This window comes from Bartonella sp. CR84HXZ, assembly GCF_042194535.1.
Lineage (GTDB): Bacteria > Pseudomonadota > Alphaproteobacteria > Rhizobiales > Rhizobiaceae > Bartonella > Bartonella grahamii.
Window position 1 is genome coordinate 17,153 of record NZ_JBHIMY010000009.1, and the last position, 14,358, is coordinate 31,510.

Sequence of the window (14,358 nt, forward strand, 5' to 3'; positions counted from 1 at the left end):
TACCTTAATGATTTTGGGAGATATTTATGGTTGCAGCTAATAAGAATGAGTTTGTTTTTTTACCTCTGGGGGGTGTAGGTGAAATAGGGATGAATTTAGCTGCTTACGGATTTGGTCCCCAACATCTTCGTGAATGGCTGCTGGTTGATATGGGAATTAGTTTTGCTGGTTCTGAATTACCAGGAGTCGACCTTGTTTTTCCTGATATTCGTTTTCTAGAAAGTGAAAAACATAATATACGGGGTCTTGTTTTAACACATGCACATGAAGATCATTATGGGGCCGTTCTTGATTTATGGCCAAAGTTACAAGTTCCAATTTACTGTACGCCTTTTACAGCAGGATTATTGGAAACTAAAAAACAATTAGATTTTGAATCTCAAAAAATTTTACTCAATATTTTTCAAGCTGGTGATTGTTTTCAGGTAGGTTCCTTTGCTGTAGAGGCTATAGCTGTTAACCATTCAATACCAGAATCTGTATCTTTAGCAATTACAACCTCTTTGGGGACTGTGATTCATACTGGTGATTGGAAAATTGATCATACTCCTTCACTTGGGGCTGTGACGAATGAAAAAAGATTTCGTGCGTTAGGAAAAAAAGGTGTTTTAGCATTACTTTGTGATTCTACAAATGCGTGTCGGGATGGTATATCTCCATCAGAGCAGCAGGTTCAAGCCAGTCTTTCTGAGATTATTTCCAAAGCTGAAGGGCGCGTTGCAATAGCAACTTTTTCTTCTAATATTGGTCGGATACGTTCTATTGCTCTTGCAGCTGAAGCTGCTGGACGTAAGGTGCTTGTCATTGGGCGCTCCCTTAAGCGAAGTATTATGGTTGCACAAGAGCTTGGTTATATGAATGGTTTAGCACCATTTGTAACGGAAGATGATTATGGTTACATCTCGCGAAAAGATCTTGTTTTAATTGTCACAGGGAGCCAAGGTGAGCCATGTGCTGCTTTGGCTAAACTGTCACGTGATGGAATGAGAAATATTGCACTTTCTGCTGGTGATACCGTTATTTATTCATCACGAAGTATTCCAGGAAACGAAAAAGCGATTATTGAGGTACAAAATCGTTTCATTGATTTGGGTATTGAAATTATCACGAATGAAGATGCACTTGTTCATGTTTCAGGTCATCCTCGTCGTTCAGAACTTTTGCAGATGTATGATTGGGTAAAGCCACAGATACTTGTTCCTGTACATGGGGAAGCAATGCATCTTAAGGCTCAAGCAACTTTAGCGCGTCAAGCGGGTATTAAAATTGTTACAGATATCAGAAATGGACATATGTTACGTTTTGCACCAGAGCCTGTAGAAGTTGTTGATCAAGTTCCTGTTGGCCGCATCTATAAGGATGGTTGCCTAATTGGAGATGAAAATGAACTAGGGATTCGTGAACGTCGCAAACTAAGTTATGCTGGTCATGTTACTATTTCTCTCCATATAAATAGTAAGCATGAATTATTAGGGGATATAGGTCTAACAACATTCGGGTTACCTGAAAGTAATGGAAAGGGAGAAAGTTTAAAAGATATTCTTTTAGATATTATAGAAAATACAGTTTATAATATCCCACGCATGAAACAGAAAAATAATGAACTTATTCGAGAGGCAACACGACGTGCTGTGAGAGCGGCTGTTCATGAAATTTGGCAAAAAAAACCTATCTGTACAGTTTTTTTACATCGGTCAAAATAAGGAACTTTCATATTACGTTATTTAAAAAGAGAAGAGCATTTTTATTTTATTGCTAAATAAGAAAAATAGAGAATAAAGCCCAATAAATTTTTAAATAGTAAGATCGTTATATTTGCAAGTATTCAGAATGCGGATATAGATGAATAGAGGGTGTGATAAATTGTTTCGATATGATAGGTGTGATTAGGAGTTAATTATTTCAATGCGTCTTTCTCAATATTTCCTTCCACTTTTAAAAGAGAATCCTAAGGAAGCAGAGATTGTTTCTCATCGGCTCATGTCGCGTGCCGGTATGATTCGCCAACAAACATCAGGAATTTATTCTTGGCTTCCTTTGGGAAAAAAAGTACTTGATAAAGTTTGTAGAATTATTCGTGAGGAGCAAGAACGTGCGGGTGCAATAGAAATATTGATGCCTACAATTCAATCTGCTGATCTTTGGCGTGAAAGCGGTCGTTATGATGATTATGGTTTGGAAATGCTTCGCATTAAAGATCGTCAAAAGCGTGATTTACTTTATGGTCCAACCAATGAAGAGATGGTAACAGATATTTTTCGCTCATATGTTCGTTCTTATAAAGATCTTCCACTTAATTTGTATCATATTCAATGGAAATTTCGTGATGAAATTCGCCCACGTTTTGGTGTGATGCGGGCACGAGAATTTTTAATGAAAGATGCTTATTCTTTTGATCTTGATTATGAAGGCTCTAAAACATCTTATAATCGTATGTTTGTTGCTTATTTACGCACTTTTTCTCGTCTTGGCTTAAAAGCAATCCCTATGCGTGCAGATACAGGTCCAATAGGGGGGAAACTCAGTCATGAATTTATCATTTTGGCTGAAACGGGAGAGAGCGCTATCTTCTGTGATAAACAATTTCTTGAACTTACTGTTCCTGATAGTTCAATCGATTTTAGTGATAAAGCTGTTTTAGATGATATCGTTAAACAATGGACATCTTTTTATGCAGCGACGGAAGAAATGCATAATGAAGAGGAGTGGGCTAAAGTTTCTGATCATAGTCGTCTTTCAGCGCGTGGTATTGAAGTCGGGCATATTTTCCACTTTGGCACGAAATATTCTGCTCCAATGGGAGCAAAAGTTATGGGACAAGATGGAAAAGAGCATGTAGTCTCTATGGGATCTTATGGTATTGGACCTTCGCGTCTTGTTGCGGCCGCTATAGAGGCTTCTCATGATGAAAATGGTATTATTTGGCCAAAGTCGATGGCACCGTTTGATTTTGGGATTATCAATATGAAATCCGATGATGAAAAATGCACGAAGGCATGTGAGTTTCTCTATCAGGGATTAAAGGAGGCTGGTTTTGATCCATTATTAGATGATAGAAATGAACGTCCTGGATCAAAATTTGCAACAATGGATTTGATTGGTTTGCCAACGCAAATCATTGTTGGTCCTAACAGCATTGCACAAAATGAAGTTGAAATTAAAGATCGAAAAACAGGTGTAAAAAAATCTCTAAAGGTTGAAGATGTACTCAGCCAACTTTCTATGAATTAATAGGAAATGTTATGAAGAGGCTGAAAGACAAATGGTTTTCATCTTATGAGTGGATGATCGCTTTTCGTTACATGATTCCCAATAAAAAACATGTCGTTGCATCTGTTATTTCAATTATTTCTCTTATTGGGATTATGTTGGGCGTATTTGCTCTGGTTGTTGTTATGGCGGTGATGAATGGCTTTCGTACAGAGCTTCTCAATCGTATTCTTGGTATGAATGGGCATCTTATTGTTCAAACAGTTGATTCTGGTTTTTCTGATTATAAGACTCTTATTTCTTCTTTAGAATCTACAAATGGTGTAAAGTTTGCTTTGCCTGTTATTGAAGGTCAAGCGCTTGTTCAAGGTGAAGTTCAAGGTGGCTCTGGCGCATTAGTTCGTGGTATGCGCAAACAAGATCTAGAAAAGCTTAAAACAGTCTCTCAAAACATTAAATTAGGATCAATTTCTCGGTTTGATAAAGAAGAAGGTGTTGCAATTGGAAGTGGCTTAGCAGAAAAATTGGGGCTGACAGTTGGAAGAGATATTCGTATTATTACTCCAGATGGTGATGAGACTCCTTTTGGCGTTACACCACGTGTGAAAGCTTATAAAGTCGTTGCTATTTTTGAAGTTGGTATGTCTGAATATGATTCAATATTTATCTTTATGCCTCTCCATGAAGCACAAATGTTTTTTAATTTGGGAGATAAGGTTCAGTCTTTAGAATTATTTCTAAATGATCCTGATGCTGTTGATCAAATAAAACCTGTTGTAGAAAAAACAGTTGATCAACAGGTCTATTTAATTGATTGGCGTACACGCAATCAGGCTTTTTTTTCAGCCTTACAGATTGAACGAAATGTTATGTTTTTCATTCTTTCTCTGATCGTTCTTGTTGCTGCTTTAAATATTATTTCAGGGCTGATTATGCTTGTAAAAGATAAAAGTCATGATATTGCGATTTTACGCACGATGGGGGCTCAACAGAGTGCGATTTTGCGTATATTTATCATTACAGGAATGATGATTGGTTTTATTGGAACTATATTGGGTTTAGTTTTAGGTGTTATCGCGACCGCGAATATTAATCATATCCAAGACTTTATATCTTGGTTATTTAATGTCGACGTTTTTAATCCTCAACTTTATTTTTTAACAAAATTGCCTGCACAAATTGACTGGAAACAGACAATCTTGGTTGCTATGATGGCTTTATTTTTGTCGTTTCTTGCTGCTCTCATTCCGGCATGGCGTGCTGCTAAGCTAGATCCCGTACAAGCTTTGAGGTATGAATAATGACAGCTATTTTAGAGCTTGTAGAGATTGAAAAACACTTTTTCGAGAGTCATAAGCCGCTTATTGTTTTAGATAAAGCGAATTTTATTCTTAATCGTGGAGAGCTTGTCGCACTTGTTGCACCATCTGGTGCTGGAAAATCAACACTTCTTCATATTGCTGGATTATTAGAAAAACCAACAGCTGGTGATGTGATGTTACGGGGTGTTTCTTGTGCAAAGCGCTCTGATAGTGAGCGAACAGCTATAAGACGAAATGATATTGGTTTTGTTTATCAATTTCATCATTTACTTCCAGAGTTTACGGCGTTAGAAAATGTCATGGTACCGCAAATGATAGCAGGATTAAAAAAATCCATAGCAGAAGATCGTGCGCGCAAATTATTGACGTATCTGCGTATTTCTCATCGCGCTAACCATCGTCCCTCAGAGTTATCGGGAGGAGAACAACAACGTGTTGCTATTGCACGTGCAGTAGCAAATGGCCCTTCGGTTCTTTTGGCTGATGAACCTACAGGAAATCTTGATCCAGTAACTTCAGCTTATGTCTTTCAAGCTTTGTCTATCCTTGTTCGTCAGTCGGGTCTTTCTGCTCTTATTGCAACACATAATTACGCTTTGGCTAAGCAAATGCATCGTCGAATTACACTTAAAGAACAAAAGATTATAGAACTTCCTTAAAAGCAAGGTACAAATTTTATACGACTAATTGAATAGTTTATATTATTTTATTCAAGGAGATTTTTTATGACAGTTTTTGTCGTTGACAAAAATCAATTAGATGTGCGTCGTCGTCGATTGATTTTTCGTGCATGGCATCGCGGTATTCGTGAAATGGATCTCATTTTTGGACATTATGTCGATGCTCATATTGCTGAAATGAATGATAAAACGCTCTCTGAACTTGAATATATTATGTCTTTTGATGATCGTGATTTACTCACATGGATTACTGGAGAAGTTTTGCCACCCTCTGAAGTTGATAGTCCACTTTTTCGCGATATTGCCAATTATCGTATTTGCTTAAGTTATTAATCCTGATGCCTATATTTAAAAAAATTGTTATTCCCAAAAATAATTCTGTTCGTATGATTTTTGATGGAGTTCCTGATGGATTTGAAGCCTTTGCGCTTGCTAAATTAAGTTCAGAAATTGCACAAGGTAAACCACTCATCTATGTTGTCCGCGACGGAACAAAAATTGTTCATTTACAACAAGTTTTAAATTTTATTGAGCCCAATTTACCCATACTTCAATTTCCTGCATGGGATTGTTTGCCTTATGATCGTGTGTCACCAGGAATTGCTGTTATGGCACGTCGACTATCAGCATTGGCACACATAGCAAATTTACGTAAAGATCCACATCCTGCAATTATATTAACAACAGCAAATGCGATTATGCAAAAGTTACCTCCTCGTGAAATGATAGAAGCTCAGCTTATTCACGCACGTGTTGGCCAGCGCAATAACATGGGAAATCTTATTCAGTTTTTAGAAACCAATGGTTTTGAACGCGTTACGGTTGTCCGTGATGTTGGTGAGTTTGCTGTAAGAGGAGGAATACTTGATATCTTTTCTCCCATGGATGTTGAACCTTTACGTCTTGATTTTTTTGGAGATACCCTAGAAAGTATCCGCATATTTGATCCAGAAACTCAAAGGACAACAGGTCAAAAAACTGAACTTTTATTACAGGCAATGAGTGAGGTTGTTCTTACACCAGAACGCATAAGCCGTTTTAAGAGCAATTATACCCGTACATTTGGTGTATCACAAAAAAATAACATGCTTTATGAAGCAATTGCTCAAGGTCGGCGTTTTGCCGGTATGGAACATTGGCTTCCATTTTTTTATGAAAACCTTGATAGTTTTTTTGACCATTGTGGTAACTTACCGATAGTTTTTGAGCATCTCATAGAAGAAGCCTTCATTGAGCGCTATCGTCTTATTGAGGACTATTATAACGCGCGCAAAGAGCGCGAAAATGATGAAAAAAATTCTACTTCTTATCACCCAATAGATCCTAGTCTTTTCTATTTAACGCCAGAGCGTGTTTTTGAGGGTGTGCAACAATCTTCACAGCGTATTGATTTTTCGCCTTTTAATATTCCACAAAGTTTGGAAAAAACTGTTATTCACACCAATGTTAAACAGGGATATGATTTTGTAAAAGAGCGTAATGCGCAGGAAAAAAATGTTTTTTCAAGTGTTGTTGATCATATCGCATCTTTACGCACTGCTGGTAAAAAAGTGCTTTTAGCGTGTTGGAGTGAAGGATCTCTCAATCGTTTGCTACAAGTTCTCGATGAGCATGGATTGAAAAAAATAGATGTTGCAAAATCCTTGCAAACTGTCAAAGCAACACCACGAGATCGCATATTAGCAGCTGTTATCATGATAGAACATGGTTTTGAGGCTGAAGATTTGGCTGTTATAGCAGAGCAAGATATCCTTGGCGATCGTTTTATAAGATCGCCAAAGCGGCGTAAAAATAATACAAATTTTATTTCTGAAATTTCTGCTTTAAATTCTGGTGATATTATTGTGCATATCGACCACGGTATTGGCCAATTTGTTGGTCTTAAAACCATCAAAACCACTGGAATTTTACGAGATTGTCTTGAAATTAGATATGCTGGAGGTGATTTACTCTTTTTACCTGTTGAAAATATTGAGCTTCTCTCACGTTATGGCTCAGAAGGAACAGAGGTAACTTTAGATAAATTAGGGGGTGTTGCTTGGCAAGCACGTAAAGCTCGGCTTAAAAAACATTTATTGGAAATGGCAGGGCAATTAATTCGTATAGCTGCAGAGCGTATGACTCGTGCTGCGCCTGCTTTACTTCCACCAGTTGGACCATTTGATGAGTTTGTTGCTTGCTTTCCCTATGAAGAAACGGAAGATCAAATGAATGCAATTGATGCTGTTTTAGACGATTTAGCCTCAGGAAAGCCTATGGATCGCTTGATATGCGGTGATGTTGGTTTTGGAAAAACCGAAGTAGCCATTCGAAGTGCTTTTGTCGCAGCATTAAATGGATATCAGGTTGCTGTTGTTGTACCGACAACTTTGCTTTCACGTCAACATTACAAGACATTTATTTCGCGTTTTCAAGGATTACCGGTTAAAATTGGACATGCTTCAAGGCTTGTAAAAGCGAAAGAACTTGCACAAGTAAAAAAAGGTGTTTCAGATGGTACAATAGATATTGTCATTGGAACCCATGCATTATTAAGTGGTGCAGTTAATTTTTTACGGTTAGGCCTTCTCATCATTGATGAGGAGCAGCATTTTGGTGTCAAACACAAAGAGCGTTTAAAAGAGCTTAAAAGTGATATTCATGTTCTCACACTTTCAGCAACTCCCATACCACGCACTTTAGGGTTAGCATTATCGGGTGTACGTGAACTTTCATTGATAACAACGCCCCCCATTGATAGAATGGCGGTTCGTACTTTTATTTCACCTTTTGATGCACTTGTTATACGAGAGACCCTGCTTCGAGAATATTATCGTGGCGGACAAAGTTTCTATGTTTGTCCTCGTATTTCTGATCTGGCTTTTGTAGAAGAATATCTCAAAACACATGTGCCAGAACTGAAATTCGTTGTGGCTCATGGACAAATGCCGGCTGGACAACTTGATGATATTATGAATGCATTTTATGATGGGCAATATGATGTTTTGCTATCGACAACCATTATTGAATCTGGTCTTGATATTCCAACAGCCAATACCCTAATTGTGCATCGCGCTGAGATGTTTGGTCTTTCTGCACTCTATCAGTTACGAGGGAGGGTAGGGCGCTCAAAACAACGTGCTTATGCACTCTTTACATTTCCTGCTGGTAAAGTTTTAACAGCTGCTGCTGATCGCCGTCTTAAAGTTTTACAATCTCTTGACACCTTGGGGGCCGGTTTTCAATTGGCAAGCCATGACATGGATATCCGCGGTTCAGGCAATTTTTTAGGTGAAGAGCAATCGGGACATATTAAAGAAGTTGGATTTGAACTCTATCAAAAAATGCTTGAAGAAGCTGTTGCTGAATTAAAAGATGGAGAGCTAAATGAAGATAAGCAATGGTCTCCTCAAATTTCACTTGGTACAACAGTGATGATACCAGAAAGTTTCGTGCCTGACTTGCCATTACGTATGGGGCTTTATCGTCGTTTAACAGAACTTGATGATTTAGAACAAATTGATGAATTTGCAGCGGAGTTAATTGATCGCTTTGGTCCTTTACCGCTTGAAGTTCAACACCTTCTTAAAGTCTTTTATATCAAAACATTGTGTCGAAAAGCGCATGTAGAAAAATTGGATACTGGACCAAAGGGGATTGTTATACAGTTTCGCAATAATTATTTTGCAAATAGTGTTGCTCTTGTTCAGTGGGTTGGAAAACAAGGTTCGATGGCAAAAATTCGACCAGATCAAAGTATCGCTCTTATTCGTGATTGGTCCACAGCGGATGAAAGGCTTGTTGGAGCAGCGAATATTATGACACAGCTTGTCGAAATGGCAGAACAACATTCTGGTTAAAAACTTCTTTGTTGTTTCAGAATTGTTACTCATTTTTATAAAATTATTATAAAAACAAATAGTTATTGATTTTTTATAAGAATAAAATTTAAGTTTATAATAAAAGAACTTCTTACATATTCATTTTGCGTTCTTCATCATAAGACATATTGATACAATGAAGAAAATAGCTTAGACGGTGTAACTGTAATAAATAGAACGTGCATATAAGTACCTTCTCTAAAAAGCAAAAATTTAAGCCAAGATAACATGCTTTCTTCATTACAAAAGTTGCTAACGATAGTTTTTTACTCCCTGTAATATATGGCATAAAAACGCTCACGCTGATTTATCTTCTAAGGAACAATACCAACATTAAAAAACAAAAGAAAGAATACTAAAGATAGCATACAATTTATTGAAGATAAGTATTTATATTTAGATATTTTGGGAAAAAATTTTTCTAAAGCAGAATACTATAAGCGTTTGCAGGAACGAAATAAGTTTTTAAAAGAACTGAAAAATCTGAAGAATGAATATTATAATCTTGGTTCGAAATTACAGGATTTATTTGAAAAAAATAAAAATTTATCTCTAGGGTAGATATAGCGAGAGAGTACGAAGTAGGAGAATACGAAGAAAAGCTGAATTATTTAATAAATAGAAAATTATCCTCATATTTATTATTAGTTGCAAAGTTTTAGCGGATATATTGCAGAGTGATATAGGTGCTATTTTACGCAAAGATTTTGATTGGAAAGATAAAGATTTTTATTGAGTAAAAGAGGCAATTAATTCGATAAGCCCCAGTTTCTAGCAATATAAAAGAATTGCTAACAGAAGGCTCTTAATAGCTATGAAAAACAAACATTTGATGATGTAAAAGATAAATTATTATTATAAATAAAATATTTTCAACAGTTATAAATTTTCTCTCTAAGAAAATATGTTGTTTAATTAAGAAAAAAGCACTTCTTTAGTAGCGTATTTTTAAACTAAAATTTTTGGTTAAAAGCTGTAGAATATAAAACTTTTATTACAAAAATGTATCGCCCTTGTTTTGTAAACAAGGGCAGAAAATTGTCCATTAGCAAAAAGTTCTCTTACAATTATGCAGAAATTTTAGACAATCAGTGGTTTTAATTTATGAAATGTTTCAATAATACCGTAAATGATTTTATTTTTGTGTATCACACGAATCACATAAAGAAAAAAGTAAAATTTATCTGATCTTTTGAAGCTTCATGCATTACAACAGCTGTTGCTAAGGCTCTACGAGCTTAACATGAAGAGTAATAAATGTAAAAAGTTTAATTAGTAAGATTTTTAGAGTAGTATAGGAGTTTATTTTAATTAATATTGCAATATTGATTCGTTTGTGTAATCTTAGCTTAAATGCACAGAGGTGTTTTATGGATAGATTGCATCAAACACCAATATGATAAAGAGGGGAATTATATGGGTGTATAAAAATTAGAATAGCTCGTCGTATTTTTTTCTCTAAATTTGACTTTTTTTTTTATATTGAAGTAAAAATAGTAAAATTAAGTGTTATTTCATTATAATTTAATAAATTTAAGTTGGAATTATATTTAATATTTTTTTGAAGTTACTTAAAAGCGCGTTGAAAGGATTAACTTAATCATGTCGCATAAAAATGTTTATTCTGCTGTTTCAGTATTAGTTGGAGCCGCTGCCCTTTTTCTTATAGCTGGTATTTCTGCAAATGCGCAAACTTTATCACAAGGTTGGTACAAAGTTTGCAGTAAGCAGCATGATGTTGATATTTGTAATACAATGAATACTGTATTATCGAATACGGGACAACCTTTAACGGCTTTTAATCTTGTTGAAATAAAAGGGAAGCAAAATGAAAAACGTATAGGTATTCAAGTACCTACAGGTCGTTTTTTGCCAGAAGGTGTTCACATTAAAATTGGTGACGACTTCTCTAAAAAAATTCCTTATATTATTTGTAATGGACCAAGTTGTATTGCCAATGATGTCTTAGATGATAAGCTTATAGCTGCTATGAAAAGTGGTACAAAAATGGTTGTAACCACAGTTAATTTCCGTGGTTCAGCTAATCCTATTGAATTTTCTCTTAATGGGTTTACAGCAGCCTATACCGGTCCTGGTATGGAGGAAAAAGATTTCCAACAAGAACAAATAAAGATGCAGCAAGCTATTCAATCAAAGCAAAAAGAAATTGAAGATCGTATGCGGGCTGAGCAAGAAAAAGCAAAACAAAAGTGATAAACCCACACCATAGAATTGGTTGAAACGTCTTCTATAATTATTTATTTAAACCGCCACAGAAAACTGTGGCGGTTTTTTTAATCTTTAATTTTTCGAAAGAATTCTGCGTTTCCACCAACCAATACGTTCAGTTTTGGAAGAATCATTAGGCGTTGATGAAACAACAACGGGTTGATTAATTGTTTCTTCAATTTGGGAAGGAGAGGTTTCGACAACTTCCTCCATCTCGATTATAGTTTCTTTCTCTAATATTTTTTGTATTTGCGTTGTCTCTTTAGAAGATGATTTTTTACGTGTTCCACGTGTTGACTTTTTACTATTTTCAAGAGTTTTATCTTCTACTTTATGAATAGATTTGTCTGCCTTTTTTGTTTTAGCTTTACGTACTGAACTAGTTTTAGGTTTTTCTTCAAGAGATTTTTGTTCTACGACATTTTGATCATTATCTAAAGAAAGTTGATTTTCTACTACTTTTGAAGAACGTGTTTTACGTTTTTTAGGTTTAATACTTGTATCAATTTTTTTAGATTCACCCTGTTGTTGTATATCTAGAGCTTGTGTATTATTTTTTGTTTCTTCAAGTTCAAAAGATTTAGCAGGTGAAACACGATGTTTGCGGTGTGCTGCTTTAATTTCTGCTAAAGCCTGCTTAGCAAAATCTCCCACTGGTTCTGCGTAAGGAATGCGAATCTGATGAAAACTATTATCTTGATTGCGTCGACCACCACGACGTCCTCGACGACGTCCTCGACGATAAGAATCATCACTCAAGGTATCTTCTTTTTTATGAACGTTGGAGAGAGAATGATCAGTAATTTCATCGTGACGATTTTTGCGCCGACGCTTTTGGTTTGTTTCAATGGGAGAAGGATTTTCAATAGATTCACTTTCTGTGAAAACAGAATCTTCAATTTCTTGCTTATTAACATCTTCCAATGAAGATCGAGAAATGCTCTCTGCTATTGAGCCTTTAGAAATAACAAGATGTTGCGTTCCAATACTATCATCTGCTTCAATACTAATATTAAGCTTAAAGCGAGTTTCTAAATTAACAAGAATGTTGCGTTTATGATTTAATACATAAAGCGCTGTTGCTACGGGTGTGCGCACGATAATATTATATTGCGAATTATGAAGAAGATATTCTTCAATTGAGCGCATGACATGTAACGCAATTGATGATTCAGAACGTATATTTCCTGTTCCTGCGCAATGCGGGCAGGGCTGTGTTGTACTTTCTAAAACCGATATGCGAATACGTTGACGACTCATTTCTAAAAGGCCGAAGTGTGAAATATGACCTACTTGAATACGAGCACGATCATTTTTTAAACAATCTTTTAATTTTTTTTCGACTAGCTTTACATTGCGTTCTTCAAGCATATCAATAAAATCAATCACAATTAAACCAGCAAGGTCACGCAAGCGTAATTGACGCGCTACTTCTTCAGCAGCTTCAAGGTTAGTTTGTAAAGCTGTCTTTTCGACAGAGAATTCTTTCGTAGAGCGGCCAGAATTTACGTCAATAGCAACAAGTGCTTCTGTTTGATTAATAACAAGATAACCACCAGATTTTAAAGAAACCTGTGGTTGCAACATTTTATCAAGTTGAATTTCAATATTATTTCTTGCAAAAATGGGTGTAGGATCACGGTAAGGTTGCACAACTTTTGCATGACTTGGCATAAGCATACGCATAAAGTCTTTCGCTTCACGATATCCTTGGTCTCCAGAGACAAGAATTTCACTAATGTTCTTATTGTAAAGATCTCGTATAGAACGCTTGATGAGATTACTTTCTTCATGGACAAGGCATGGCGCCGTTGACTCGAGTGTCAAAGTGCGAATAGTATCCCATAACCGCATAAGATATTCATAATCACGTTTAATTTCAGCTTTTGTTCTATTGGCACCAGCGGTTCGTAAGATAACACCCATACCTTTTGGAACGGCTAATTCTTTTACGATTTCTTTAAGACGCTTACGGTCTTGTACGTTCGTAATTTTTCGTGAAATACCACCACCACGTGCTGTATTGGGCATTAGAACAGAATAACGACCTGCTAAAGACAGATATGTTGTAAGGGCAGCACCTTTATTACCACGCTCTTCTTTAATGACTTGTACCAACAAAATTTGACGTCGTTTAATGACTTCTTGAATTTTATACTGGCGCCCTTGTTTTCTTTGATAAATTGGGAGCTCTTCACGGATGTCCTCAGCACCAACCATTTCGATTTCATCATAAGAGATATCGGCATTTAATGCTTCTTCTGTATTATCAATTATTGTTGATTCAGATGTGATATCATTTTCAATATCGGCTGCTATGACATTGTTTTTTCCATTTTTTTTTGTTCTTCTGGAGCGTTTTTTATTTTTAGTTGCTTCTTCCGTAAAGGCATCTATAGAATTTTCTCCTACAGCTGCTTTTTCCTCTTCTTCAAGAAGAGCAAGGCGATCAGCAATAGGAATTTGATAATAATCAGGATGAATTTCAGAAAATGTTAAAAAACCATGTCGGTTTCCACCATATTCAACAAAAGCTGCTTGGAGAGACGGTTCTACACGCGTAATACGTGCGAGATAAATATTCCCCTTGAGCTGTTTTCTATGTTCTGATTCAAAATCAAGTTCTTCAATTTTGTTGCCGTGAACAACAACAACACGTGTTTCCTCCGGATGGGAGGCATCTATAAGCATTTTGTTTGACATAAGCTAATATCCTGAAGGCGACATGCACAATTTTACTCAAACGAACGCTATAACTATTCGTAAATATAAAAGGCTGTCTGCCATAAAAGGGAGGTACCAGAAAAACAGGACGGAACACCACGTGCAAAGGCATGACTGCATTTACACCATTTCTCATCATTATCTCCATCTGTTTTTTATGACTCATATTTCTTAAAAGTCTCCGGTAAAATAATCTTTAAAACAGTTCGGATATCCGAACCAACGAATCTTAAGTAATGCAATCCTAATATTATAACATAGAAATTTTTCATCCATAAAAAAGTCTCAATGCATAATAGGCAAAAAACCTCTAAAGACAACTTAATATGAGTT

8 protein-coding genes are annotated in these 14,358 nt (G+C 36.0%); 7 read left to right on the plus strand and 1 reads right to left on the minus strand.

Going from position 1 to position 14,358, the window contains the following annotated elements; genetic code table 11:
• The first annotated feature begins 26 nt into the window (after nt 1–26).
• From ACFIKD_RS05510 to ACFIKD_RS05540, 7 genes are all read left to right on the plus strand, one after another.
• The gene (locus ACFIKD_RS05510) at nt 27–1,703 is read left to right on the plus strand and encodes a ribonuclease J (protein ID WP_375647423.1); all 1,677 of its coding nucleotides are present in this window, start codon (nt 27–29) and stop codon (nt 1,701–1,703) included.
• A gap of 202 nt (nt 1,704–1,905) precedes the next feature.
• Nucleotides 1,906–3,231 carry a proline--tRNA ligase gene (gene proS, locus ACFIKD_RS05515; RefSeq protein WP_375647425.1) on the plus strand — a complete coding sequence of 442 codons (1,326 nt, stop codon included), beginning with the start codon at nt 1,906–1,908 and terminating at the stop codon, nt 3,229–3,231.
• An 11-nt stretch (nt 3,232–3,242) separates the two neighbouring features.
• Complete coding sequence (locus tag ACFIKD_RS05520) at nt 3,243–4,511, plus strand: lipoprotein-releasing ABC transporter permease subunit (protein WP_375647427.1); 1,269 nt, start codon at nt 3,243–3,245, stop codon at nt 4,509–4,511.
• Nucleotides 4,511–5,191: an ABC transporter ATP-binding protein gene (locus ACFIKD_RS05525; RefSeq protein ID WP_375647429.1), complete on the plus strand. Its 681-nt coding sequence runs from the start codon at nt 4,511–4,513 to the stop codon at nt 5,189–5,191. The genes ACFIKD_RS05520 and ACFIKD_RS05525 overlap by 1 nt, the downstream gene beginning before the upstream one ends.
• Before the next feature lie 66 nt (nt 5,192–5,257).
• Nucleotides 5,258–5,545, plus strand: coding sequence for a succinate dehydrogenase assembly factor 2 (locus ACFIKD_RS05530; RefSeq protein WP_375636115.1), 288 nt, complete (start codon nt 5,258–5,260; stop codon nt 5,543–5,545).
• A gap of 5 nt (nt 5,546–5,550) precedes the next feature.
• Nucleotides 5,551–9,051, plus strand: coding sequence for a transcription-repair coupling factor (gene mfd / locus ACFIKD_RS05535; protein ID WP_375647430.1), 3,501 nt, complete (start codon nt 5,551–5,553; stop codon nt 9,049–9,051).
• Between the two features lie 1,623 nt (nt 9,052–10,674).
• Nucleotides 10,675–11,286: an invasion associated locus B family protein gene (locus ACFIKD_RS05540; RefSeq protein ID WP_015856370.1), complete on the plus strand. Its 612-nt coding sequence runs from the start codon at nt 10,675–10,677 to the stop codon at nt 11,284–11,286.
• A gap of 87 nt (nt 11,287–11,373) precedes the next feature.
• On the opposite strand, the gene ACFIKD_RS05545 is transcribed toward ACFIKD_RS05540, so the two are convergent.
• Nucleotides 11,374–14,004 (minus strand): ribonuclease E/G, encoded by a 2,631-nt coding sequence (locus ACFIKD_RS05545; protein WP_375647431.1) that lies wholly within the window; start codon nt 14,002–14,004, stop codon nt 11,374–11,376.
• Between the last annotated feature and the right edge of the window lie 354 nt (nt 14,005–14,358).

Coding starts and splice junctions, on each gene's coding strand:
- ACFIKD_RS05510 (WP_375647423.1), top strand. CDS start 27: ATGGTTGCAGCTAATAAGAATGAGTTTGTTTTTTTACCTCTGGGGGGT.
- proS (WP_375647425.1), top strand. CDS start 1,906: ATGCGTCTTTCTCAATATTTCCTTCCACTTTTAAAAGAGAATCCTAAG.
- ACFIKD_RS05520 (WP_375647427.1), top strand. CDS start 3,243: ATGAAGAGGCTGAAAGACAAATGGTTTTCATCTTATGAGTGGATGATC.
- ACFIKD_RS05525 (WP_375647429.1), top strand. CDS start 4,511: ATGACAGCTATTTTAGAGCTTGTAGAGATTGAAAAACACTTTTTCGAG.
- ACFIKD_RS05530 (WP_375636115.1), top strand. CDS start 5,258: ATGACAGTTTTTGTCGTTGACAAAAATCAATTAGATGTGCGTCGTCGT.
- mfd (WP_375647430.1), top strand. CDS start 5,551: ATGCCTATATTTAAAAAAATTGTTATTCCCAAAAATAATTCTGTTCGT.
- ACFIKD_RS05540 (WP_015856370.1), top strand. CDS start 10,675: ATGTCGCATAAAAATGTTTATTCTGCTGTTTCAGTATTAGTTGGAGCC.
- ACFIKD_RS05545 (WP_375647431.1), bottom strand. CDS start 14,004: ATGTCAAACAAAATGCTTATAGATGCCTCCCATCCGGAGGAAACACGT.